The organism is Fluviicola sp. (assembly GCF_029266855.1).
Taxonomy (GTDB): domain Bacteria; phylum Bacteroidota; class Bacteroidia; order Flavobacteriales_D; family Crocinitomicaceae; genus Fluviicola.
This window is the reverse complement of sequence record NZ_JAQSWB010000003.1, coordinates 85,550-109,931: the sequence shown is the minus strand read 5'-3', so window position 1 is coordinate 109,931 and position 24,382 is coordinate 85,550. Positions and strand designations below refer to the sequence as shown.

Here is a 24,382-nt window from a genome sequence, read left to right as displayed (position 1 = left end):
ACTTTTCAGTATTTAAGGATATAAACTAAGGTGTTTTTAACTAATTATTCGGTGCGCGAATTTAGCTAAAAGCAATGGAAACTGAAACATAAAAGATTCAGGGAAAGTATCATTCCTATTTATTCAGATTGGTTCTAAATTACAGATCTTTGTTTACCTTATCATGTTCTAAACATATTGTTTAAACAACCCCCTGGTTTAAACATATGAGAACAATTATTTCCCTTTCTTTCATTCTGCTGCTTATTGTGTGCAGTTGCGTGCTTTTTAAGCCAACTATTATTTACCGGGAATATGACAAGGTCCCATTCTCCAAAAATCAAAACACGTGTAATGTATTGAAGGATTCTGTCCTGATCTATGCCATTTTTGTGGATACAGACATTTATCACCCGTGGACGGAATTCGATATAAATACAACAATGGATTCCTTAGAGAAAGCGACAAAGTGGCTGCAACAAAAAGCGGCTGATTTCTCCAAGCCCCTTCATTTTGAATGTATCAATTACCACAACGGAGGAAAACTGACAATTTACGAGAAAACTGCAAAGGTTTCGCTGGGCATAAATGGCCTTTTTATAAAAACAAAGAAAAAAACAAAACAACTTATTTCCTGGTCAGACGGAATATCACGAATTGCGGGTAAAGGACTAAAATACACCCCTTCAACCAAAATCAGTAAGCGTTTGAGAATTATGAATGTCCAAACCCTCAACCAGGCTCTACGCGACAAATTTCAGAGAGAGAATGTTTCGATTCTATTTTTCGTAAATGGTTATTATGAAAACCATCCCAGTTACACCTTTAATTCCGAATCGAACCGCTTTGCAGAATATTCGATCATTACAAATAAGAATCCTGCAATGATCAGTCATGAAATTCTTCATCTATTCGGAGCTGTCGATCTTTATCCCAATAACACTTATCCGAATTTTAATTTCAAAGAACTGGAAGAAAACTACCCTAATGAGATTATGCGAATTCAGCATAAAGAAATCTCAAAGTTGATGATCTCACCGATAAGTGCTTATTTTGTAGGCTGGCAAGACAGTTTAGACAAGCCCAATACGCGTTTATTATTACATAAAACTGATCTTATAGCTTATTGATCGATCTGGTATTCCTCAAAAAAAGCTTCAACCTCTTTATTTTTAAGATTTTATTCCTACCTTTGCACCCCGCTAAGTGTGTCTTAGTGGTATTTTAGTATTAATAACAAATTAGTTTAATTATGAATTCTTACGAAACTGTTTTCATTCTTACTCCCGTTTTGTCTGAAGACCAGGCAAAGGAAGCAGTGCAAAAGTACGAAAGCGAATTGGCTGCCATGGGTGGTAAATTAACGCATTCTGAGAGCTGGGGCCTAAAAAAATTGGCTTACCCTATCCAAAAGAAATCAACTGGTTTCTATTTCTTATTTCAATTTGATGGCGAAGGATCTGTGATCGCTGACCTTGAATTGATCATGAAACGTGACGAGCGCATTATGCGTTTCTTAACTGTGAAAATGGACAAAGACCATTTCGCATACGCAGAGAAACGTCGCAAGAAAATGAGCGGAGCTCCGGTTGAAGCTTAATTAATTTACCATTAAAATTTAAGAACATGTCACAAAACGATATTCGCTATCTTACTCCGATCAACATCGAGATTAAAAAAGATAAATATTGCCGTTTCAAAAAAAGCGGGATTAAATTCATCGATTTCAAAGACGCTACTTTCTTGTTGCGTTTGGTAAATGAGCAAGGTAAAATTTTACCTCGTCGTATTACCGGAACTTCTGCGAAATACCAGAAGAGAGTTAACAAAGCTATTAAACGTGCTCGTCACCTGGCTATCTTGCCTTACGTTGGCGATATGTTGAAATAGTCTTCACGTTTTAATTTTAAAGACAAGAAATCATGGAAGTAATTCTTAAGAAAAATATCGATAAATTAGGTTACAAGGACGAAGTTGTAACTGTTAAGCCAGGATACGGACGTAACTTCCTGATCCCTCAGGGTTACGCTTCTTTGGCTACTCCTTCTGCGAAAAAAGCGCACGAGGATATGATGAAGCAACGTTCTCATAAAGAATCAAAAATCGTTGCTGAAGCAGAAGCAATTGCAGCTAAATTGGCTGATGTTACTGTTAAAATCAGCACGAAAGTTGGTGAGAACGGTAAGATCTTCGGATCAGTTAACACGGTTCAATTATCTGAAGCATTGAAAGCTGCAGGATTTGACATCGATCGTAAATCGTTGAAAATTAAAGACGAGCCAATCAAAGAAGTTGGAACGTTCGAAGCTGAAGCGAACTTACACAAAGGTGTTAAGCCGGTATTCAAATTTGAAGTTGTAGGAGAATAAGATTTTCCAAACTGCATATTGAAATCCCGTTGGTCATTGATCAGCGGGATTTTTTTATTTAACCACAAAGCACACGAAGATCACGAGGGATCGTGCAAATATATCATTAGCGGGATTTTATCTGAGCAGGCCTTCTTTCGTCAAATGATCAATGATTACCTCTTCCAATTCGGCTTCTAGCTGCTCGCTGTAGCCTTCTGATGAATAAATCAATGTTCCCTTACCATCCATCAAAAAAAGAGTTGGATAAGAAGATACTTTGAATACTTCACTCAGCTCGTTGGGGCTTACCGCCAAAGGATACGAAATCTGCTTCCTTTCAACAAATTCATAAAAGCGATCATCAACCGGGTCTACATTATTTATTCCGGCAACCAAAAGACCCTTCCCTTTTAAATCGTATTTTTTGCTGAGCCTGTTCAAAGCAGGAATGGCTTTTAAGCATGGAAAACAAGACTGGTAATAAAAATCAAACAGTATGAGTCCATACGAATGGTTTTCTGAGGATAGTGTTGTTTTTTTATTTGTCTCAAAATTCCAACGGGGAACCTTGGATCCTACGGCCAATTTTTGGACTGGACCAGGAGTATCCGGAACGAACTCATTTACATGAATTCCTTCCATTATATAAGAATCAGGAGTTTTAAAACGATAATCCGGTTGTGTGTTTAACGAATAGGAACTCAGGTTAAACTCGTCGTATTGTTCCAGGGTATCACCGGACAAATCTATTTTATAGTAAACCGTATAGCGAACCGGAATACAATCTTTTGTATTGATCCAAAAATCCAACTCTGAGCCCAGGATATCAATTGCTTCATTCGTGTCCTTTGGAGGAATGTACTTGTAATGAACGGTAGCATAAGAACCAATTTTCTCTTCACCGACAAGTAGTAATAAAGAAGTGTCTATTTCCGGCATTTCCGAATCCTCAAAATTGGTCAGCGGATTGAAAAAGTCATAATTATGCTTGAATGAGACCAACGCTGTCATTGCTTTTTTATACTGAAACAATTGCGCTTTCCTTTTCGAACCCGAAATGAAATAATCCCCGGAATAGGAATAAAAATCCTGCTCCTGACCGATCGTTCTTTCGACATCAAAACAAAATCCGAAGATCGAATCTGACGGCTCTTTTCTAAAAACACAGTTCAGTTTTTTAGAGACCGTATCTCGTCCCATCAAATACTTGCTCTTATAAGTCATTTCGTAAGATCCATTTTCAACTTCAGAGCATTTGACCACTGCATTGTTCCATAGTTTGAGATCAGAATCCTGTGCAAAAGATAAACAGGCATTGGTACAGAAGAATAGTGCAAATAAATTAATTCTCATTTCCGACAACATTGGTAAAACCCTCCTCATAAAATAAGGAGGGTTTTTACGTAATCTATTTTTTAACTGTTGTGACTTTCATTTGACAATCATTACATGAGCATGATGCCTTATTTGTGTTCAAATCATAAACTTCCCTGCAACCGCATGATCCTGTACAGTCATAGACTTTCACTTTATCAATAAGCCCATTTGCGTCACCGACTAGAACAACTGTCTCAATTTGTCCATTTCCTAAATCAAAGGAATACATCTCTACATATTCTTCAGAATCAGTTGTAAAATTATACTTCAAAAGAGTATACGTCTGTCCAGGATAGTTATCTGCCATATACGTTTGAAATAAATCCAAATAATAAACTTCAAATTGTGCCTCTATTAAATTTGTCACAGTTGTAACTCCATTCTTGGTACTTGTTACTTTCATGGTACATCCAGAACAGGAACAGGTCACATAATTATGTCCACTTCCTCCACCAAGTTGTCCCATGATTGAACATGTCCCGGATGAGCCGGAACAGTTTCCATTACACTCGATTTCAACAGAGTTTATCGATTGCTTTTCTTGAAAAACTTCATGCGTATTAGATTTCGAATTTTTGATATTTTCTTTTTGGCAAGAAAAAACAAATAGTACACTCACAGATAGGATCAAAAATGATTCAAAAACTATTTTTTTCATTTTGATTAATTTAGAGTCTCCCATTTAATTATCAGCTGGGATTTTGGCTGACTTAGACGAATAATGGCCATTTATAGTGAATAAGTATCCTATTAACTACAAAAAAATTGTTTTGTTACATCCTTAATAATTTTTAACATCTGCATAATAACTAAGCAAACAAGTATACAAAATTAATCCACATTACACAAATATGCGCAATGTTTTACACCTATTTTGACATCACTCTTCGCGACCTCCTTTTCTTTGCGGTTTGATAAAAACAACTTTCCTATTTTTTAACGCAAAGAAGCGAGGGACGCAAAGTTGAAAAATACGAGCGGTGAAATATTTCATCCATCAAACCATTCTTTTTGCATCTTTGCTATACAATTAATTGACTCAGTCATGGCAATAGCAGTAGGAGACAAATGTCCGGAATTCACATTAAAAGATCAGAACAACAAAGACTTCAATATTAACTCTGTTCTTGGAAAAAAAATCATTGTACTTTATTTCTATCCCAAGGACGGCACACCAGGCTGTACGGCTGAAGCCTGTTCTTTTCGCGACAGCTATGAAGATTTCAAAGACCTGGGGTGTGAGGTCATCGGGATTTCAAGTGACACTGCCGAGCGACACGCTAAATTTGCGGAGAAGAACCGCCTGAGCTTTACTTTACTTGCAGACACAAAGAAAACCGTTCGAAAGCTGTTTGATGTTCCTACGAACTTATTCGGGTTAATACCGGGAAGGGTTACCTACATTATTGACAAAAAAGGAATTGTACGGAACATTTATAATTCACTCACCAATGCTGCCGGACATATTGAAGAATCTATTAACGCCGTAAAAACCATTACCAATGAAGAAGCTTAATTTTTTGATCCTGTCTACCCTTAGTTTAGGTTTTCTGATCGGATCCTGTGCACGTGAAGACGAACAAAGCTGTAAAGAAGAGCAAACAGTCGTTGAACCAAAAAAGGGAAATGAATTCGACCAGGCTTTGGCAACCGAATTAGGAGCTGACGAATATGGCATGAAACATTACGTCATGGCCTTCCTGAAAAAAGGTCCGAACCAGGATCAAAGCGCCGAAGAAGTGAAGCGTTTGCAGCGTGCACACATGGATAATATCGGCAAACTGGCAGAACAACGGAAACTGGTTGTTGCCGGTCCGTTCATGGATGACACGGAACTTCGCGGAATCTATATTTTCGATGTGGAAACAGTTGAGGAAGCTGAAGCATTAACCAAAACCGACCCTGCGATCAAAGCCGGAAGACTGGTTATGGAATTGCATCCCTGGTACGGTTCTGCGGCATTGATCAAGTCAGCTGAAATTCACAAAACGGTTTCGAAGAAAGAGATTTAATTCTTTTTTGTTTCAGTCCCGTTGACAGAAGCAACTCCGTTCACTGCCGGATCTTTCCGAAGCGGATGAAATAATTCGTCTGCCTTATTGACCCGGTATGCGAAGATGTTTTCCAGCTGTCTGCGAATGAATAACCAATGAACAAATTTACCGATGAACCCGAAGGGCATTAAATAGCTGATGATATCCGTCATTTCAACACCGCCTTCCACTTCTTTGAAATGGTGTTCATGATGCCATAATTTATAGGGCCCCCGGCGCTGTTCATCCACAAAATAAACACCTTCCTCAATGGTTGTGATTTCACTGATCCAATTCAGGGGAATTCCCAAAATAGGCCGGATGGTGTACCGGATGATCAAACCCGAATACATTTTTTCCGGAACGGGAGAATGAACTCTGAAATCGATGTAATCCGGTGTAATTACATGCAGGTTGGCGGGTGCGGAAAAATATTTCCAGCAGGTCTGGAGGTCAGTCCTTATCAATTGTGTTCGTCTGAGCTGATACATACTATTGAATTAGTTCTGCTTATTCATTACCTAATGAATCCAACTAAATATAAGCAAAACCTTTTCGCTTTCTAAAACAAATTCACTCGTTTTAACAATTCGGAGCGGTGCGCATCACTTACCGGAATCTCTTTTCCATCAATGAGCACCAATGATTTGGGGTTGATCTGTGAAATTTGTCCGATGTTGACCATATAGGACCGGTGAACGCGCAAAAACTCTTTAACCGGTAATTTAGCTTCCACATGCTTTAAGCTGTAGCTGATAATGAATTTGGATTCTTTGGTATAAAGGATGGAATAATTATCACAAGCCTCCGCATGGGTAATATCCGAATAGGCCAATTTTACCAGTTTCTGTTTGTCCTTGATAAAAAAGTGAGTGTTTGCCAATACGGAATTGGTAAAATCAATTTGCGAATGAGTAGTCCGAACCTGGAATGCATGCCATGCAAGTTCAATCTGGGTGCTCAAATCCTCTTTTCTGAAAGGTTTCATGATAAACCCGGCCGGATTCGTCAGTTTCACACGTTCCAAGGTGTTGGAATCCGTATTGGAGGTAACAAACAGGAAAGGTTTATTGATTTGCTGATTGATGAGATGCGCCAGATCAATTCCATCCGGTCCGGTTCCCAGGTTGATGTCAAGAAGCAGTAAGTCGGGCTGACAATTCGCCAGCATTTTCTTTGCCTGATCAAAACTATCCGCAATTCCGACTACTTCAAAACCATCATCCAACAGACACTGTTCCAGGTAATCTGCAATGATCGGCTCATCCTCCACAATGAATATTTTCAATTTACTCATGGTATATTTTGTAATTCGAACTTATCAATTCCACTTTCAAACCGTTTCCGGAATTTGTTTCAACAAGCGTAGCATCCAGTTTACGGGACATTGACTGAATCAACTTCGTTCCAAAATTCGTTCCCGATGCTGTACTTTTCTTTCCTGTTCCATTGTCCGAAACACTTAAGACTAGCCGGTCACCCACTTCTTTCAAACTGATGTAAAGTTCGGGCTTTATTTGCTTATCAAAGGCATATTTACAGGAATTTGTAACCAATTCGGCTACAATCAACCCAAGCGGTAATGCCGTTTCGATATCCATGTTCAGTTCCTCATAATCCGAATGAAGTTCAATTGTATGTTCATGATTATTCGTAAAATGGCGAACCAGGTCCTGCACCAGTTCATCCAGGTAAGAACGGATATTCACCGCCCGAATATTGTCAGACTGATATAAGTTCTGATGGATCATGGAAATTGCATTGATCCGGTTCAAACTGTCTTCAATTAAGCGAACAGATTCCGGATCCTTCAACTCTCGGGACTGTAAATCCAGAATGGCGTAGATCATTTGCAGGTTATTCTTCACCCGGTGATGCACCTCGCCCATCATCAATTCCTTTTGCTCCAGGCTAGCTTGGGTGATCTGATATTTTTGCTCTAACAGGAGATTGATCCGCCTTTTATTTCGAAACAAAAAGAACAGCAGGACAGAAACCAGGAGAACAATAAAAATGATCACTACCAGGATCACCAATTGCCATTTATAATTTTCCTCCTGGGTCTTTTGTTTCAATTTCACCTCTTTCACTTCAAAACGGGCCTGCATTTCTGCCAGGGCATCGCTTTTTTCCCGGGTAAAAATGGAATCACTCAGGACGGTGTAATTATTCAAACTCTCGTAAGCCTTTTTAAAATCGCCCAATGCAAAATAGATCCTGGACAATGTTTCATGCGTAAACACTTCCCGTTCGGTTGCCCCGATTTCCTGTGCTACTTTTAAACTTTTAAGTGCATACTTTTCTGCTTTGCGAAATTCTTTCAGATCAATGTAACAATTCGCAAGGCCCCCATAGGCCGATGTCAGGTTAAAATAATTCCGATACTTTTCAAAATTTGCTATTGATCTCTCAAAATAGGTGATCGCTGTGGTAAATTCTTTTCTGTCATAATAAATCTTAGCAAGGGAATTGTAAGCTCCACCAAGTCCTTGCGGGTAAGCATTTTTATGATAAAGCTTAATTGCCTGCTTGAAGTTCTCCTCCGCTTTTTCCGGTTTATTTTGATAAGTAAATGTTATTCCCTGGTTCACCAGGACATCTGCAAGGTCAATCTCTAATCCGAGTTTCCTGCAAATTGGAATCGCTTTCCGGTAATAATAATCTGCGTTTTCATACTGGTATTGAGAGAAATAACAAACTCCGATCTGAGAATAACAATAGCTCAGGTTTTCCAGGTCATTTTCCAATTTAAACAAGCGGATTGCACGCTGAAAATACCCGATCGCGACTTTTGAGTTTCCCCGGATATCATTTGCTACAGCCAGGTTCAAAAACGCAAAGGCCTTACCTGGCCGGTAATCAATTTTTTCAGATAATTCAAGTGCCAGGGTGCTGAATTCGATGGACTTGCTTACATCACTCGAATACAATTCTTCGCTTTTGAAATTGAGCGAATCAATTTTCTCAGCATCCTTTTGGGCGAAAATACTGCTTGCCCGGAGAGCAAAAGTCAGGATGAGGAAAAAGCGAATCATATTCACATCAAAATTAACATCATTTACACAGAATTTCCCCCCGTACATCCTTTTTTTTTGAGTAAGCACCGCACGTTAACGAATTTCGCGGCACAATCTGTGTTATGAAGAACCAATTCACCATTCGCCTTATTTCCAAAGGTTGGCTGCAATTATTCGCATCGTACCACAACATGTATGAAAACAAATTAATCACCAAATCAAAACCTGTAATTCAATGTTTACAGAAACTATAGCGTTCAAACATTGGGTGTTCGAAGTACCAAGCAAATTAACCCGCAAAATCTACTCGAACACCCTGTGTGGATATTCCGAATTTCACGTCCAGGAATTCCGGTCCTACTTTAAATATTACGATGAAATCTTCACTACCGAGATCAAGAATCTCCTGAGTGATTTGGGAATCGATTACAAGAAGGATACCTTTCTAAAACTTATAAAGGATAAGAGCGGAAACCAATCGTTTGTGATCACGTTCCAATTTTTGGGAAGTATGGTAGTAAATTCTCCCGAGCGAATGCTGGAACCTTTTATTCTGAACGAACTGGAATACGAGCCGATCACCCGAAAAATGAGTATCGCTTTTTACCAGGTTGAAGAAACTCTCATCGGAAAGGATATCATTTATGCTGAGATCTTGTTTCGGGTGATGTAACACTTACAAATTAAGTCCGAAAGCTATTGAATAGGGAAATATTATGGACTGAATGTAATTGGAAGAGAAAAACGATCTCTAACCTCCTCGGTTTTCCACCAATTCAATCGGCAAACCATCCGGGTCTTCGAAAAAAGTAAAACGCTTCCCGGTAAATTCATCGATTCGGACTGGCTCACAAACCACTTGTTTTTTCGACAGTTCATTGATCGCTGCTTCGATATCCTCAACCGTAAAAGCCAAATGTCTTAGTCCGCTAGCTTCAGGTTTTGAAACTCTTCCGGGAGGATTTGGAAAGGAAAATAATTCGATGCAATAAACGCCGTTCAGGATCAGGTCCAATTTATACGAATTGCGTTCCGCGCGATAATTTTCCGCTAAGATTTCGAAGCCGAGAACCTCTGTATAAAACCGTTTGGACTTTTCATAATCCGAACAGATAATGGCAATATGATGGATTGATTTAAGCAAGTGCTAAATGTACTTTCCTTCAATCAAATAATTCTTCACATAATCATCAATTCCCTCTTCCAAAGTGTGGAATGGAACGTTATATCCCTGCCCGATCAGCTTTTGCATATTTGCTTCCGTGAAATACTGGTATTTGTCGCGAATATCTTCCGGTGTATCGATAAATGAGATTTGAGGTTCTTTTCCTAAAGCCTTAAAAGTATTTGTTGCCAAATCCAGGAATGTGCGTGCCTTTCCGGAACCCAAATTATAAATTCCCGATTTCGCAGTTCCTTTCATTAAAAATTCAATCACCGAAACCAAATCCTTTACATAAACGAAATCACGCATCTGACCACCGTCTGTATAGTTCGGATTGTGTGAACGGAACAACTTCATGGAGCCATGTTCCTTCACCTGGTTGAAGGTGTGGAAAATAACGGAAGCCATTCTTCCTTTGTGGTATTCATTCGGTCCGTAAACATTGAAAAACTTCAATCCGTACCAATGCGGCGGTGTTTGCTTTTGCTCCAGGGCCCACATATCAAAATACTGCTTGGACCAACCGTATGGATTCAATGGTTGTAAACGCGGCATGGTTTCCTCGTTGTCGTCATAACCCAATTCTCCCAGTCCGTATGTAGCTGCCGAACTTGCGTAAACCAATGGAATCTGATAATTCACACAGTGATTCCAAACCATTTTGGAATATTCCACATTCAATTCATCAAAGATGGCCTTGTCAAACTCGGTGGTATCTGTTCGCGCTCCGATATGCAGAACACAAGTCACCTCATCTCCGAATTCCTTCATCCACTGATCAAAATCGTTACGCTGTACCATCGCCACAAAGAGTTTTCCTTCCAGGTTGGCAGCTTTATCGGTTTGAGAAAAATCATCTACCAAAACCAGATTATTAATCCCTTTGTTATTTAAAGTTCCAACGATACAGCTTCCTATAAAACCAGCAGCTCCTGTAATGACGATCATATATGATGAATTTTAGACAAAAGTAAGAAGAAAAAGCGATAGTGCGCCGAGGCGGAAAGACTGGTGATTGTAACATACCTGCAGGTTTATGCGCGGATATATAATATAAACATTTTTTTTGACACCACCCTTCTAGGGTTATAAACCCTAGAACAATTTTCAGGTCCGTTTTTAAACAAAATATTTGTTGCTTTACCTTACAAACAATTCTTACCAGTTAGTTCCATTTTTCTTACCTTTGTATCCAATTTTTCAACGCTTGGAAACAGTATACATTACCCGAAGAGAACATTTCAATGCAGCGCACAAATTGTGGCGTGAAGAATGGTCTGATGAGAAAAACGAAGAAGTTTTCGGTAAATGCAGTAACAAAAACTGGCATGGACATAATTTCGAACTATTCGTAACTGTAAAAGGGGAACCAAATCCGGAAACAGGTTTCGTAATCAATTTAAAAGATTTAAGTGTCATTATCAAAGAACTGGTAATCGAACAACTGGACCATAAAAATCTGAACCTGGATGTTCCTTTTCTGAAAGGAATGCTGGCTTCAACAGAAAACCTGGCCATTGAGATCTGGAAAATCATCGATGCCCCGATCCGGGAGGCGGGCGGACAGCTCTGTAAAATCAAACTGGTAGAAACCGAAAACAATTACGTAGAATATTTTGGCGGGAAAGAACCGTTTTAATTTAATTCATTTCACACACATACACAAAGCTCATGAGCGAATTTCACTACAACGACGACACGACAGAAAACATTTCCAACATTTACAAATCCATTCTTTCCCAGATCGGTGAAAACCCGGAACGCGAAGGATTAGTCAAAACCCCGGAACGCGTTGCAAAAGCATTGCAATTTTTAACCCAAGGATATGATATCAAACCGGAAGATATCCTCAAAAGCGCTTTATTTAACGAAGAGTATTCTGAGATGGTGATCGTAAAAGATATCGAAGTATATTCCATGTGCGAACACCACATGCTTCCCTTTTTCGGGAAAGCCCATATTGCCTACATTCCGAACGGAACAATTGTGGGATTAAGCAAAATTCCCCGCGTAGTAGATGCTTTCAGTCGCAGGCTGCAGGTACAGGAGCGTTTGACAATTGAAATCCGCGATTGCATCCAGGAAACAATTAAACCAAAAGGTGTCGCCGTGGTTCTGGAATGCCAGCATATGTGCATGCAGATGCGTGGAGTTCAAAAACAAAATTCGGTAACCACATCCAGTGCATTTACGGGATTATTTTTAAGCAACGATTCTACCAGAAAAGAGTTTATTAATTTAGTACAAGCCAAATTACATTAAATAAAAACCAACCTTCCTAAACCACATGCTTAGAAACACTGCTGTTTTAATCCTTTCATTCGTCTCTCTTTTTCACAGTGAATTCCTTTTTGGAGAAGAGTTGAAATTTTCTCTTGAAAAAACAATTGTACAGGTAAATTCTATTAATTCTTATCAAACCGCCAATTATTTTGAAGGTTCAAATGAGACAAATAACGACCAGCGCTTTTATTTCTCGATCATCGAAACGGAAACACTTTTATCAAAGCAAGGATCATTTACAATTAACGGGAAAACAAAAAAAATCAATTTCGAATCCAATCTGAGTGTTTCTACAATTAATTGGGGCTCCGTATTCAATGGAATTCGGACATACAGTTTTACAATTCCCGCAAATTGTTTATTTAAGTTCGAATATCATACTTCTGCCAGTGAAACCATTTTTTTGACTGATATTTTTAAGGATGGGATAAATGATGCGCAAGATTTCTTTTACGATATTACACTTCCTGTAAACCTGGAAGCTTCATTCAGACATCGGACAGAGAAGAAATCCGGTCACTTTGTAATTTCCAGCCAGGATTTCCAGCCAAATGAAGAATGCCTCTACTTTTTAATCCACCCGAAAGGAATGGAACCGAACCAGTATTTCAATGATTGGTTCATCGGGAAAACAAAAGACCAGGAAACTTTGAATGTGGCTTTACTTCCTGAAGATCTGCGAAACCTGGCCAAAAAAGGAAAATCACTTGAACTTGCTCAGGCCTGTTATAAATATGTGCAGGATAACATCCTTTATCTGGACATCGAAAACGGATTGAATGCCCTTATCCCCAGACAAGCCAATAAGACATTGATAAACAAATACGGTGACTGCAAGGATATGTCGATGCTCCTTCACCAAATGCTGCAGTCATTCGGTTTTGAATCTTACCTGAGCATTTCAAAAACTTCAATTAAAAAGGACACTTATGATTTCCCCTCCATTGCAATGGCCAATCATATGATCGTATCGTTGATCTGGGAGAACAAAATTTACTATCTCGACGGTACGGAAAAACAATGTTTGTTTGGCGATCCAAGTATGCAGATTTTAGGAACAGAAGCGTTTCTCCTTCAGAAAAAGCAAGATCCGTATCAGAAAGTTCCTGAAAGCTTGCTCTTTCAACCCAAATTATCTTTTGATTACCAGTTTTACATGAACGAAAAAAGCCAGCCGGCGTATCGTCTGAAAATGGTTTTCCAGGAAAAATTTGCGCTTATCTTCCGTCACCTCCACAACTTCAATGGAATGGATGATAAAACGCAGAAAGTGGTTGATTATCTCATTCCTTATGACCATAAAATCGACAGTTCATTTATGAATGAACATCAAAAGACAATTTATGTTTCGTGTAATCTTCCTACGTCCTATTACAACCTCGTCAATAACCAGCAATACATTGACCTGAAATGCTTACCTGAGATGGGGAAACTAATGGAAGTCGTCTACAATAACGACAGTGCCCGATTTGCAGCGGATTTCAACTTCTCATTCGACCATCTGAAATTCAAGTCGGGTTTTGATACGAGCAAGAACATCGACTTCAAGACCAACAGCACCCAAAGCACCTTCGACATGCATCTTACGAAGGAAAATACCGGAAGCAAGGGAAATCTTGTCAACTATTGGAAAACCTATATTCTTAAACCAGCAATCTATCAACCATGAAACTCCTCCTTCTAATCACACTCCTTTTTTGTTCCGCAGGTAATTATACCTTTGCCGGAGACAAATACAATTGGCCCACATTCAGTGCTGTAACGATTCCCGATTCCGTTAAGAATGAAGAAGCCATTTACCTTGAAAACAGGCTAACAATCGACTTCATGCCTGATTACGAAATGAGTTACGTTAATTTCAAACGCATTAAAATTCTCTCCAAAAAAGGGGTTGAAAGCTACATCAACCATGACTTGTACCAGTTTAACGGCGGAATTATTAAACTCATGAAAGCCCGGATCATTAAAACCGACGGGACTATTATTGAACTGGGTTCGGAAAACATCAAAGAAACAGCAATCGATTCAAAATCCAAATACGAATCCTCCTATATCAAGCGCATTCAATTTATATTTCCAACCCTGGAAGTAAATGATGTCATTGATGTAGTCTACCAAATCGATTACAAATCATATGATTTATCCGATTGTCGTTACCTGGAAAGTGACCTGATCTCTTTAAACTCCAAACTTGCCCTGCGCAATTTCAGCAAGTATGATCTCACCGTTTTTCCTTCCAAGTCCCTTTCAAATTACAAATTGACACAAGAAGGCGGATCCCCGGTCTTTTCCTGGGAAGTTAAAAGTGTTCCGAAAATCGCCGAGAGTACATTCCAGGCCTATCCGGAAAATGCACAAAAGGTTGTTTACAATTTATGGATGCCGGGAGAACGACTGGATTATGAAGTGATTTACTCCGGAGATTATGACCGTTATCACGTAAGAAACGGGTTCAAATCGTTTTCAGAAGAGTTATCCGCAGCAGGTATTACCAAAACGGATCTGAGCCTGCTTGAAAACATCAACCGGATAACGCAATATTTCGAGAAAGAAACCACCTGGAATACCGATGCAAACATACCAGCCTCGGTAAAACCTTCCGATTTCTATTATCGCCACCTGATCGACTACACCAACTATTTCCGGCTAATTCAACTTTACCTGGAAGAAAACAAAACTCCTTATCATGTGGGATTTACGAATGATATTTCCGATGGTGTTTTTGAGCATGGATACGTCGCTCTTCACCAACTGGAATACCGCTTCCTGCTAATTGAAATAGCACCCGGGAATGAACATTTTCAATTTGCTCCCGCCGGAAAAAACGCTTTCTACTATATGGATGAGGTTCCGGCGTGGTGTGAAGGAAATCAAGCAATTATTTTCACAGGTGACCGGGATAAACTGGCATTGAGTAAAGCCGTCATTCCGCAAAGCGACTGGACCAATAACAAGCACACAGCCAATATCATCATCAAAACATCCAAACTTAACGAACAAAAACACTTGTTAAACAGACGTGATTCATTCAGCGGTTTATACTCAATTCTGTTCCGTAACCCGAAAGATGCCCGTACTTTCAAACGTTTGAACGTTTCGGATACGATCGTCAAACCGGCAGAAGTCAAAGATATTTACCCTTATACTTTAAGTATTAAACAAGACGACACACTTGAAAATTTATTTTCGGAATTTGACACCAAACTCTATGCATTCAACGCAAAAGAACTTATTCCGAATTACGTTTATTTTGAAGATGAAACAAAGGAAAAACCAGGCACTTACAGTATTCTCCCATATTCGAAACATCAAAAGTATGCAATCTACATCGAAGCACAAGACAGCATCAAACTGGCAGACAATATCACGTCCATTTCAAAGGAAAACAGTGTGGGAATTGTTAAATGTGACATCATTCAAACCAACCCTAAAACAATTAAGATCAATTACGAGATCAAATTAACCAAGCGCTTGCTTGCCACGCCTTCTGAAAACCAGGAATATTCAGATTTACTGAAAGAATGGGCAAATATTGTCATTAAAAAGTGGATTATTCGGGAAGAATAACTGCCATTTTAAGTAAATTTAAAACCAAATATCAATTATATGAATCAAATAATCGACGATTACAGCTTCGATACAGCTGAAAAACAGGCAGCAGCAAGACAGTTCTTTGGAAAAGTCTACGGATTTATGTTCTTCGCATTGATCGTTTCCGGTGCAATTGCCTACCAATACGGAACAGAAGCATTCTTCCTGAAATATTTTTCCAATGCTACTCCAAAAGGCCCACAGCCGAATATTCTTTTTTATGTGGTTGTATTTGCACCAATTGGTGTCGGTTTATTATTCCAAACAATGATTAACCGTCTTTCGTTCCCTTTGTTGTTCGGATTATTTTCGATCTATAGTATTTTGATCGGATTCGCCCTTTCAACCATATTTTTACAGTATTCCTTGGGCTCTATTGCCTCTACTTTCGGAATTACTGCCGGCACTTTTGCGGTAATGGCTATTATGGGATACGTAACCAAAGTGGATTTAACAAAAATGGGATCCATTTTGTACATGGCATTTATCGGAATTTTCATTGCTTCCATTGTTAATTTCTTCCTGAAAAGCGAAGCTTTTGATTATTTGATTTCCATTTTGGGAGTAATCGTTTTTACAGGTTTAACTGCTTACCACATGCAACGCTTGAAACAATTTGCCCACGATTCGGAATTGTCTGCAGATCAGAAAAACAAACTGGCACTTTTGGGTGGATTTACCTTGTATGTTTTATTCGTAAACCTATTCCTTTCCTTACTTCGTTTATTCGGAAGCAGAGATTAGTCAAGACATAACATTCTTTAAGTTAAAACCTGCTAAAATTCAAGTATAGCAGGTTTTTTTGTCTTTATTTTTGTAGTAAAATAATTTGAATCGATGATACCTTTTGGCCCAGCCATGCTCATTGGGTTAGTCTTCATGGGAATTGGACTAATTGTGAGCTGGCGTTTAAAGAGCAAATTCCAGGAATTCAGCAAAATTCCTTCTCAAAGTCGTTTAAGTGGTCGGGAAGTTGCCGAGCGCATGCTTCGTGACTATGGCATTTACGATGTCAGAGTAACCTGCATTCCCGGACAATTAACAGACCATTACAATCCTGCCGATAAAACGGTAAACCTTTCTGAAGAAGTATATCACGGAACCAACGCAGCTTCCACAGCAATTGCGGCACATGAATGCGGTCACGCAGTGCAACATGCAAAGGCCTATGCCCCGCTTCAATGGCGCTCCAAATTAGTGCCGCTGCAGCATGCCTCCGGATTATTCTTAAATATTCTGATGATGCTGACCTTTATCGGGGGTGCAATACTGTTTGAATCTTTCCCTATCAAATGGGTTCTTTGGGCAATCGTTATAGCTTACGGGATAATTGCCTTGTTTAGTCTCGTTACTCTTCCGGTGGAATTCGATGCCTCAAGAAGAGCTCTTGCCTGGATCGAGCATTCCGGAACAGCAACAAAAACAGAATACGAACGTTCTAAAAAAGCACTGAACCTGGCTGCATCAACCTATGTGGTTGCCGCACTGGGGGCCATTGTAACTATGTTTTACTATATTTTGCGTTTAATTGGAGTAAACGATGATTAATTTGTTTCTCGTTTCAAACAAAATCTTAAATTTGAAAAAAATTTGAAGTTATGTCAGAACACCATTCAGAACACCACGATAAGAATGACACTTTCTTTGAAAGTTCTACAGTAGGAATTGGGTTTGTGTACACGATCATCTTATTGGCAATCATAGGATCGATTTACGCATTCGGATAGTATAAGGAGGCATCCATCGTGGACCTCCTTTTTTTTATTTCACTGAATATAAGCTTATGCCATTCAATTCAATTTTTGCATGGGTTATAAAGAAGCGTTTGCATCAGATCGAGCTTTTCCGGAAATACCCGGAAGATGTTCAAAATGAGCTATTCGAAAAATTAATTGAACACGGTAATCAAACCGTATACGGCAAGCAGCACCACTTTCACCAGATTTCCACATACCAGGATTTTAAAGAATTGGTTCCCCTGAACAATTACGAAACCATGAAACCATGGATTGAAAGATTGATGGAGGGCGAACAGTATTTGCTTTGGTCGCAGGAAACCAAATGGTTTGCAAAAAGTTCAGGCACAACTTCCGAAAGAAGCAAATTTATTCCCGTTACAAGAGAATCACTCGAAGACTGTCATTACAAGGGCGGAAAAGATTTACTTGCGCTTTATTACGAGAACTTCCCAAACAGGAAACTCTATAACGGAAAGCACCTTGTTATTGGCGGAAGCGCCCAGGTCTTACCGGTTGCAGATGATGCATACCAGGGAGATTTGTCTGCCATTATTTTGAAGAACTTACCGTGGTGGGCCGAAATCAGGAGAACTCCTTCCAAGGAAATTGCATTGATGACCGAATGGGAGGAGAAAATTGAGCGAATGGCAAGAAGTACCATTGAAGAAGACGTGTATATCATTGCCGGTGTTCCCAGCTGGACTTTAGTACTGGCCCGAAAAATATTGGAAATTACAGGAAAATCCAATTTACGGGAAGTATGGCCAAACCTGGAGCTCTTTATGCACGGAGGGGTGAGCTTTGAGCCTTATCGGGAAGCATTCAAAGAGTTAATCCCGTTTGACGATATGCATTATGTAGAAACCTACAACGCTTCGGAAGGATTTTTCGGAATCCAGGACGTGGATGGCTCCAATGAACTTTTATTGATGCTGGATTACGGGATCTTTTATGAATTCATCCCCATGCACTCTTTTGAAGACACCGATTCCAAAGTCATTTATAAACTGGATGAGGTTCAGCTTGATGAAGAGTATGCACTTGTGATCACAACCAACGGAGGACTTTGGAGATACATCATCGGTGATACGATCCGTTTTACATCCAAAACTCCTTATCGATTTAAATTATCCGGAAGGACCAAGCACTTCATTAATTCCGTAGGGGAAGAAGTAATTGTCAATAATACCGATTTTGCCATTGCCGAAGCTTCCTCCAGGACCAATGCGATTATCCGCGATTATACCGTAGCACCCATTTACATGGACGGAAAAGTTCAGGGGAAACACGAATGGCTGATCGAATTCGAGCGAGAACCGAATGATGTGAAACGCTTTATGTTCCTCCTGGATGAATCCCTGCGCTCCGTCAATTCCGATTACGATGCCAAGCGAACCAAAAACATGGCACTGGGCAAACCCCTGCTGCATGTTTTAAAACAGGGAAGTTTTGAGGCCTGGTTACAAAAAAAGGGTAAATTAGGTGGACAACATAAAGTGCCCCGCTTAATGAACTCGCGTGAAATCGTGGAACAGATCTTGCAGGAAACGGATTACGAAACCTATGAATATGTATAGACATCTCTTTTCATTCATCCTGCTGATTCTTCCAAATTTGGGTTACAGTCAGCAAACATGGAAAGAACTCTGGCATATTGATCTCGATTCTACCGCTATCTGGGACATCGATCCGATTCACCAAAGCATCATTTACCAAAACCAGAACATTCAAAAACGCGACGCAAAAGGGCAGATCATGCTCCAGGAAAGCATCAAATCCCTGGGAAATATCCAGAAGATAGATGCACAAAACCCATTAAAAATTGCCCTATTTTCCGAAGACCAGCAAAGTATTTGCTTTTTGGACAATGCATTAGCTCTGCAAGGGGAATGTATTAATTTAAGTGAATTGAATATCAGTTTGGCGGCAAGTATGAGTGCTTCTATCCAAACCGACCGCATTTGGGTGTATGATGAACCGAATTCAAGAATAGAATTGATCACTCTTCGGAACGGGCAGGACCAGCAGGTTCAAAATGTAAAAGGCTTGTTGAATATGAAGTCCATTGTGAATATGCAGGAAATCGACAACCGCCTGTTCCTGTTCGATGAGGAAAACCAGGTTGCCTGGTTTGATCAGTTCGGCAATTTTATAGATGTTGCAACACTTACGCCGAATAAACCGATCTACCCCATCCAGGATTATTTCTTAATTGCCGAAGGCAAAAACATACAGACTGTTGATTTGAATTCACAATTCGTTTCTTTTTTCTTTGCGGGAGATGCACTACTTGACTCAAAAGTGCTGAAAATGGAGGTTTCGGGCGACCGTCTGTACATTCAAACCGAAAAACACCTTTACTGTTATATTCTGCAAACGAATTAATCCGGTGGCTCGACTCAGCTCCATCGGCCACCAAAGGCTTGTCAAGGGCGAAGCAGCCGCCTTAGTTAGATCAGATTCACCCTTCAATTAATTATACTCCCACCAAAAGGAAACTGAACCCAGCCGAAGTTTCAATTCTGCGAGAAATCCACTTAAATCTGCCATCTATCATTTCAATTCGGGTAATTACACAGCAGTAATTATTTTTTGCATAAAGGGCGGTTTATGTAGGCAGATTTTGTAATTTAGTCAGCCCGAAAAACTCGTAAATTATGCATATTGCAGTAGCTGGAAATATAGGTTCCGGAAAGACAACCCTGACACAAATGTTAGCAAAACATTATAACTGGGAAACTCATTTTGAGGATGTTGAAATGAATCCATACCTAAATGATTTCTATGAGGATATGCAGCGTTGGTCTTTCAATTTGCAGATTTACTATTTGAACTCCCGCTTTACACAAATCCAGGAGATCAAGAACAGCACAACTCACGTGATCCAGGATAGAACGATTTATGAAGATGCCTTCATTTTTGCCCCGAATCTTCATTCTATGGGTTTAATGACAACGCGTGATTTTGAAAACTACTTTTCCTTGTTCAACTTAATGGATTCCTTTGTTTCGGCACCTGATCTGTTGATTTACCTCAGAGCATCTGTTCCGACCTTAGTAAATCAAATCCAGCAGCGCGGAAGAGAATACGAAGAAAGTATCCGTTTGGATTATCTGAAACGCTTAAACGAGCGTTACGAAGCATGGATTTCAACGTACGACAATGGCAAATTACTGATCATTGATGTAGATAACAACCGTTTTCCTGAAAACCAGGAAGATTTAGGGAAAATCATTCAATCAATTGATGCTGAAATAAACGGCCTATTCTAAGAATAAGTCGTCTGTCCCTTCCAATTCTGAGAAATCTTTCAAAAGCATAGCCAAATCGGTTAAGATTGCGTCCTTTTGGTCGTTTCGGTGTTCCGTCTGCCCGAAATATTCCGTTAGCAGAAGCTGTGATTCCAGGATTGCAGATTCAGGTGCGACCGTTTCAAAATTCTCTATTAAGGTAATTGCTTCAAGGGCATCCAAAAAGTCGCCCTCTATTCCAAACAAAACGAAGTCTGCCAAATAATCTGAAAAATCCAGTTTGGAATTCCAGAAAGTGCTGATCAGTTTTCTGCGAAGGTGTGAGTTTACTGGGTTTTTGAACGCTTCCATCAGCGGCTCAATGGATGAAGTATCCTTCAAACTTTGAAGTAAGTCGATAAGCAGTGCTTCATTTTCGGACGACAGTCCGGATCTCCAAACTTCTATAAGCGGTTCGATAACTGAAGCATGACCGTGAACTGAAAATGCCTTGATCGCACCTGCCACCTTTATTTCATCCTTACTTTGTAAATCACTTAACAGTTTACTGATCTTTAACTTGTCCTGTTTATTTAAATTGCTTTTCGACACCTGATTATTTTTTTTACAAAAGTACGAAATACCACTATCTTTGGTCCATTATGAATTGGAAGTTTTATGTCCTTTTTTCAGGACTCTTTACCGTACTTCATTCCTGTGTCTTGGATGAGGCAAAACCAAGTGTCCACGAAAAAATTGTGGTCTACACCGATTTCTATTGCCCGGCGGACAGTTTAATCATCCGGGAATTCGAGCAATCCAAAAACGTTTCCGTTCAGATGATTTATCAAACCCAGGATGAAATCGCACAATCGATCCGGAAAAATAAATTCAATACCGGGATAGATGTACTACTCTTATCATCCGACAGTTTGAGAGAAAACCTGTACAACAAAAGCCTATTCAGTCAATTACGGGGAAGAAGCTTTTTCAGGAACATCGATCGCCAGTTTAATAACAATCACGGATATTGGGTTCCCATATGTCACAACCCGCTTATTTTGGTCACGGAAAAAGATTCCAGTGCGAATTGCAGTCCAATGAATTGGAACAAGTTTAACAAAGACAGTATTCATCCCAAAATTGCCATCGAATCGAATGCGAGTTCTTATTTGATGAAACTGAAAAAAACAAGCAAATTTTCATCCATCGTACAAAACACTGTTCCGAACAACCAGAAATATACTATCTACACCTTAAGCCAGATAGTAGAACTCTCTAATCGGGATATTCATTACGAAAAATCAAAGTGCTTTTATTACCTGGTTGAAAAACAGCGATTCATGACCAATTTCACCAGTGTTAGCTTATATAAATACAGCAGGAACAAAGTAGCCTCACAGCAATTCATCGAGTTTTATGCCCGTTTCCAGCATCAAATAGCTTCAAACAGAAATCAGCTCTCAACTTTTAAAACGATTCAACCTAATTTTTTGATCCGAAGCCTTGAAATTCAATAATTTCCTTTAGTAACTAAAAATTAATTTGTTAAAATTTCAGTAGCATTTCAAATTTAGTTTATTTTTAGGCAACACTTCATCGCTACTATTATGAATTCTACCGTTCTTATCAATGCGGATCGAATACTACTAAACCCGGATAACCGTAAACAAACCTTTGGATTACTTGTCATCTCCTACTTGTTTATGAGCTCCTTATTCGTGGGTCTTTCGATTCAAATGACCAATCATTTTCTCATCCCACTGGCAACTACTGTTTGTCTTGCAATTATCTTTTCTTTACTGGTGAGAATTATCCGGGCTACTTTGGCTACCGGGTATATCAAAAATGATGTGCTTATCATCAAATTATTGTCGGAACGTTCTTTTGTGCTGGAATTTATCTGTATCAAAAAAGCCCGTTCAATATCGATGCTGGGCTTATCCATTACTTTTCTGAAGTTCAAATTTGACGGAGTGCGGTACCACACTATTCTATGCGGTAAACCAACGCAGGGCGGAACAATTGAAACGATCCTGCAGGAACGTAAGAATGCGTATAAACAGCATTTTAAAAAAGGCAAGCCATAAGCCGGGTTCTGTACATCCCGATCCGCCGTGGCGGATCAGAACTGACTGTCATTTATCTAGTACGGACGTCACCGTCCGTATCTATCGATCTACCCTCCAAGCACCCTGACAGAATCGTCAGGGAGAGAACGAGCAGCCCTACTCGCTTGGTTTACATGATCTTTCAGCCCGTGAGGTTTACCTAGCTTCCGAATGTCACCACCGGAACGGTGAGCTCTTACCTCCCCTTTTCACCCTTACCCCGATAAAGCCAAAAGACATTATCGTGGCGGTTTATTTTCTGCTGCACTTTCTGTACCCACCATCCGCCGAAACGGACAATGAATCCTTCCTGTTAGGAAGCACGGTTACTCTATGCTGCCCGGACTTTCCTCGTTCCGCCGAGGCGGACCGCGACAGTCGGCTTGCTTACTGTAAAGTTACGCTTATTTAATGAATTTTACTGCTGTGTATTCATTTGAGAACAAAACCACCAAGGAATAAGCTCCCGAAGCTAATTCGGAAACATCCACTACCTGGTCTTTGGAAGATACTGAAATACGGCTCAGGATTCTTCCTGAATTATCCACAATAAAGAAGGCCGAAGCTAATTCGGGAGTTGAAACATGAAGCTCATTGATAACAGGATTCGGATAAAAGGAAACATTCATTTCACTTTCAACCAGGCCAAGTCCGTTGAAATTATCACGGTATTCAATCGCTGTAACTGTTTCGTTTCCTCCAATTTCATTGGTACGGATCTTCATCACGGCTTCTTTATCGGAAGTTGATCTCCATTCGTATTCATGCGTCAGCGGGACCGGAATCGGAAGCCACATACCAAAGCCCTGAACCGAAAAGTAGATCGAATCAAATTCATCGATTACGTGATGAATTCTCAATGCATCAAACTGGCCGAATGGTGTTTTTACAGTTCCCCAGCCATCTACATTCGTAATCCGGTGACGGTGCTGTCTCCACTTGGCGTCGTAAATCGGGTTTAAATCCAGGTTGGTATATCCACGTGATTCATAATTATTCCCGTAAGTCATTGGAAGTGCATACCGCGTTTCGATCGTATCCGAGCGGAAACCAAGGCCTTGCCCGTTACTGACCAATTCATACCCGATAGAGGTAATTGCATTAGCCGCATTCTTTGTGAACTGGTTCAGTTCATCGATCTGAATGGGTAAAAAAGCAGATGCCTGATCCAGCGGAAGATCGGTTGTCTCATTAAAATAACTTGCTTTATAAGGTACGGGAGCAAAACTTCCGAACATCAATACCGATAAGCCGGACAATTGACTTGTGGGACGCGTAACCAAACCTCTTTGATCCTGTGGAATCATGTCTGAAAAATCCCAGGTATAATTGGCACCTGTCGTAGCAAAATCAATTGTCGGATCAGTCAATGTACTAAAAATATAGGATTCAGCCGGACCTGCAAAGTGCTGATCTGTTAATGTAATCTGTCCGAAAGAAATAGAGCTTAACGCAAGCAGAGGAAGTAGCAAATGTTTCATTACAAAGTAGTTTCAACAAATATAT

General features: G+C 39.8%; 27 protein-coding genes and 1 other RNA gene. 18 read left to right on the top strand and 10 right to left on the bottom strand.

Annotation, left to right across the window (positions count from 1 at the left end; genetic code table 11):
* The first annotated feature begins 206 nt into the window (after window positions 1-206).
* The 4 genes from K0S23_RS09100 to rplI all read left to right on the top strand — a co-directional run bounded on the left by K0S23_RS09100 (window position 207) and on the right by rplI (window position 2,348).
* Window positions 207-1,109: a hypothetical protein gene (locus K0S23_RS09100; protein WP_300356391.1), complete on the top strand. Its 903-nt coding sequence runs from the start codon at window positions 207-209 to the stop codon at window positions 1,107-1,109.
* A 122-nt stretch (window positions 1,110-1,231) separates the two neighbouring features.
* Window positions 1,232-1,579 carry a 30S ribosomal protein S6 gene (rpsF, locus tag K0S23_RS09095; protein ID WP_013685773.1) on the top strand — a complete coding sequence of 116 codons (348 nt, stop codon included), beginning with the start codon at window positions 1,232-1,234 and terminating at the stop codon, window positions 1,577-1,579.
* A gap of 26 nt (window positions 1,580-1,605) precedes the next feature.
* On the top strand, window positions 1,606-1,869 hold the full coding sequence (gene rpsR, locus K0S23_RS09090) for a 30S ribosomal protein S18 (RefSeq protein WP_013685774.1): 264 nt from the start codon (window positions 1,606-1,608) through the stop codon (window positions 1,867-1,869).
* 32 nt (window positions 1,870-1,901) lie between these two features.
* Window positions 1,902-2,348: a 50S ribosomal protein L9 gene (gene rplI / locus K0S23_RS09085; protein WP_300356388.1), complete on the top strand. Its 447-nt coding sequence runs from the start codon at window positions 1,902-1,904 to the stop codon at window positions 2,346-2,348.
* Window positions 2,349-2,465: 117 nt separating this feature from the next.
* On the opposite strand, the gene K0S23_RS09080 is transcribed toward rplI, so the two are convergent.
* Window positions 2,466-3,683, bottom strand: coding sequence for a TlpA disulfide reductase family protein (locus K0S23_RS09080; protein ID WP_300356386.1), 1,218 nt, complete (start codon window positions 3,681-3,683; stop codon window positions 2,466-2,468).
* 55 nt (window positions 3,684-3,738) lie between these two features.
* A complete protein-coding gene (locus K0S23_RS09075; RefSeq protein ID WP_300356384.1) occupies window positions 3,739-4,365 on the bottom strand; it encodes a hypothetical protein in 627 nt (208 codons plus the stop codon).
* Between the two features lie 387 nt (window positions 4,366-4,752).
* Between K0S23_RS09075 and K0S23_RS09070 the strand changes: the two genes are divergently transcribed.
* Window positions 4,753-5,223: a peroxiredoxin gene (locus tag K0S23_RS09070; RefSeq protein ID WP_300356382.1), complete on the top strand. Its 471-nt coding sequence runs from the start codon at window positions 4,753-4,755 to the stop codon at window positions 5,221-5,223.
* Window positions 5,210-5,719, top strand: a complete 510-nt coding sequence (locus K0S23_RS09065) for a YciI family protein (RefSeq protein ID WP_300356380.1) — start codon at window positions 5,210-5,212, stop codon at window positions 5,717-5,719. The genes K0S23_RS09070 and K0S23_RS09065 overlap by 14 nt, the downstream gene beginning before the upstream one ends.
* Here K0S23_RS09065 and K0S23_RS09060 read toward each other — a convergent pair.
* The 3 genes from K0S23_RS09060 to K0S23_RS09050 form a co-directional block, all read right to left on the bottom strand.
* Window positions 5,716-6,231: an SRPBCC family protein gene (locus tag K0S23_RS09060; RefSeq protein ID WP_300356378.1), complete on the bottom strand. Its 516-nt coding sequence runs from the start codon at window positions 6,229-6,231 to the stop codon at window positions 5,716-5,718. The genes K0S23_RS09065 and K0S23_RS09060 overlap by 4 nt on opposite strands.
* Window positions 6,232-6,302: 71 nt before the next feature.
* The gene (locus K0S23_RS09055) at window positions 6,303-7,037 is read right to left on the bottom strand and encodes a LytTR family transcriptional regulator DNA-binding domain-containing protein (RefSeq protein WP_300356376.1); all 735 of its coding nucleotides are present in this window, start codon (window positions 7,035-7,037) and stop codon (window positions 6,303-6,305) included.
* On the bottom strand, window positions 7,030-8,775 hold the full coding sequence (locus K0S23_RS09050; protein ID WP_300356374.1) for a tetratricopeptide repeat protein: 1,746 nt from the start codon (window positions 8,773-8,775) through the stop codon (window positions 7,030-7,032). Before K0S23_RS09050 ends, K0S23_RS09055 begins: the two co-directional genes overlap by 8 nt.
* A gap of 217 nt (window positions 8,776-8,992) precedes the next feature.
* On the opposite strand from K0S23_RS09050, the gene K0S23_RS09045 reads away from it, so the two are divergent.
* Entirely contained in the window at window positions 8,993-9,430 is a 438-nt protein-coding gene (locus tag K0S23_RS09045; protein ID WP_300356372.1) for a hypothetical protein, read from the top strand.
* Window positions 9,431-9,508: 78 nt separating this feature from the next.
* Here K0S23_RS09045 and K0S23_RS09040 read toward each other — a convergent pair whose 3' ends face one another.
* Window positions 9,509-9,901 (bottom strand): VOC family protein, encoded by a 393-nt coding sequence (locus K0S23_RS09040; protein WP_300356370.1) that lies wholly within the window; start codon window positions 9,899-9,901, stop codon window positions 9,509-9,511.
* Between the two features lie 3 nt (window positions 9,902-9,904).
* Window positions 9,905-10,870, bottom strand: a complete 966-nt coding sequence (gene rfaD, locus K0S23_RS09035) for an ADP-glyceromanno-heptose 6-epimerase (protein WP_300356368.1) — start codon at window positions 10,868-10,870, stop codon at window positions 9,905-9,907.
* Between the two features lie 259 nt (window positions 10,871-11,129).
* Between rfaD and K0S23_RS09030 the strand changes: the two genes are divergently transcribed.
* The 10 genes from K0S23_RS09030 to K0S23_RS08985 all read left to right on the top strand — a co-directional run bounded on the left by K0S23_RS09030 (window position 11,130) and on the right by K0S23_RS08985 (window position 20,807).
* On the top strand, window positions 11,130-11,561 hold the full coding sequence (locus tag K0S23_RS09030; RefSeq protein ID WP_300356366.1) for a 6-carboxytetrahydropterin synthase: 432 nt from the start codon (window positions 11,130-11,132) through the stop codon (window positions 11,559-11,561).
* Window positions 11,562-11,593: 32 nt separating this feature from the next.
* Entirely contained in the window at window positions 11,594-12,184 is a 591-nt protein-coding gene (gene folE / locus K0S23_RS09025; protein WP_300356364.1) for a GTP cyclohydrolase I FolE, read from the top strand.
* A 25-nt stretch (window positions 12,185-12,209) separates the two neighbouring features.
* Window positions 12,210-13,874: a hypothetical protein gene (locus K0S23_RS09020; RefSeq protein ID WP_300356362.1), complete on the top strand. Its 1,665-nt coding sequence runs from the start codon at window positions 12,210-12,212 to the stop codon at window positions 13,872-13,874.
* The gene (locus tag K0S23_RS09015) at window positions 13,871-15,772 is read left to right on the top strand and encodes a DUF3857 domain-containing protein (RefSeq protein WP_300356360.1); all 1,902 of its coding nucleotides are present in this window, start codon (window positions 13,871-13,873) and stop codon (window positions 15,770-15,772) included. Before K0S23_RS09020 ends, K0S23_RS09015 begins: the two co-directional genes overlap by 4 nt.
* Before the next feature lie 39 nt (window positions 15,773-15,811).
* Window positions 15,812-16,540 (top strand): Bax inhibitor-1/YccA family protein, encoded by a 729-nt coding sequence (locus K0S23_RS09010; RefSeq protein ID WP_300356358.1) that lies wholly within the window; start codon window positions 15,812-15,814, stop codon window positions 16,538-16,540.
* Between the two features lie 93 nt (window positions 16,541-16,633).
* Window positions 16,634-17,344: a zinc metallopeptidase gene (locus K0S23_RS09005; RefSeq protein WP_300356356.1), complete on the top strand. Its 711-nt coding sequence runs from the start codon at window positions 16,634-16,636 to the stop codon at window positions 17,342-17,344.
* Window positions 17,345-17,394: 50 nt separating this feature from the next.
* Window positions 17,395-17,523 carry a hypothetical protein gene (locus tag K0S23_RS09000; protein WP_300356355.1) on the top strand — a complete coding sequence of 43 codons (129 nt, stop codon included), beginning with the start codon at window positions 17,395-17,397 and terminating at the stop codon, window positions 17,521-17,523.
* Window positions 17,524-17,579: 56 nt separating this feature from the next.
* Complete coding sequence (locus K0S23_RS08995) at window positions 17,580-19,112, top strand: GH3 auxin-responsive promoter family protein (protein ID WP_300356353.1); 1,533 nt, start codon at window positions 17,580-17,582, stop codon at window positions 19,110-19,112.
* Entirely contained in the window at window positions 19,105-19,920 is an 816-nt protein-coding gene (locus K0S23_RS08990; RefSeq protein ID WP_300356351.1) for a hypothetical protein, read from the top strand. Before K0S23_RS08995 ends, K0S23_RS08990 begins: the two co-directional genes overlap by 8 nt.
* Before the next feature lie 272 nt (window positions 19,921-20,192).
* Entirely contained in the window at window positions 20,193-20,807 is a 615-nt protein-coding gene (locus tag K0S23_RS08985) for a deoxynucleoside kinase (RefSeq protein ID WP_300356349.1), read from the top strand.
* Here the strand turns inward: K0S23_RS08985 and K0S23_RS08980 are convergent.
* On the bottom strand, window positions 20,799-21,377 hold the full coding sequence (locus tag K0S23_RS08980; RefSeq protein WP_300356347.1) for a hypothetical protein: 579 nt from the start codon (window positions 21,375-21,377) through the stop codon (window positions 20,799-20,801). The genes K0S23_RS08985 and K0S23_RS08980 overlap by 9 nt on opposite strands.
* A 50-nt stretch (window positions 21,378-21,427) precedes the next feature.
* Here K0S23_RS08980 and K0S23_RS08975 point away from each other — a divergent pair, with 50 nt between their 5' ends.
* Window positions 21,428-22,285, top strand: coding sequence for a hypothetical protein (locus K0S23_RS08975; RefSeq protein ID WP_300356345.1), 858 nt, complete (start codon window positions 21,428-21,430; stop codon window positions 22,283-22,285).
* Between the two features lie 552 nt (window positions 22,286-22,837).
* On the opposite strand, the gene rnpB is transcribed toward K0S23_RS08975, so the two are convergent.
* Together rnpB and K0S23_RS08965 are read right to left on the bottom strand one after the other, a co-directional pair.
* Window positions 22,838-23,266, bottom strand: an RNA gene (rnpB, locus tag K0S23_RS08970) — RNase P RNA component class A.
* A 14-nt stretch (window positions 23,267-23,280) separates the two neighbouring features.
* Window positions 23,281-24,357, bottom strand: a complete 1,077-nt coding sequence (locus K0S23_RS08965) for a T9SS type A sorting domain-containing protein (protein ID WP_300356343.1) — start codon at window positions 24,355-24,357, stop codon at window positions 23,281-23,283.
* Window positions 24,358-24,382 lie beyond the last annotated feature (25 nt).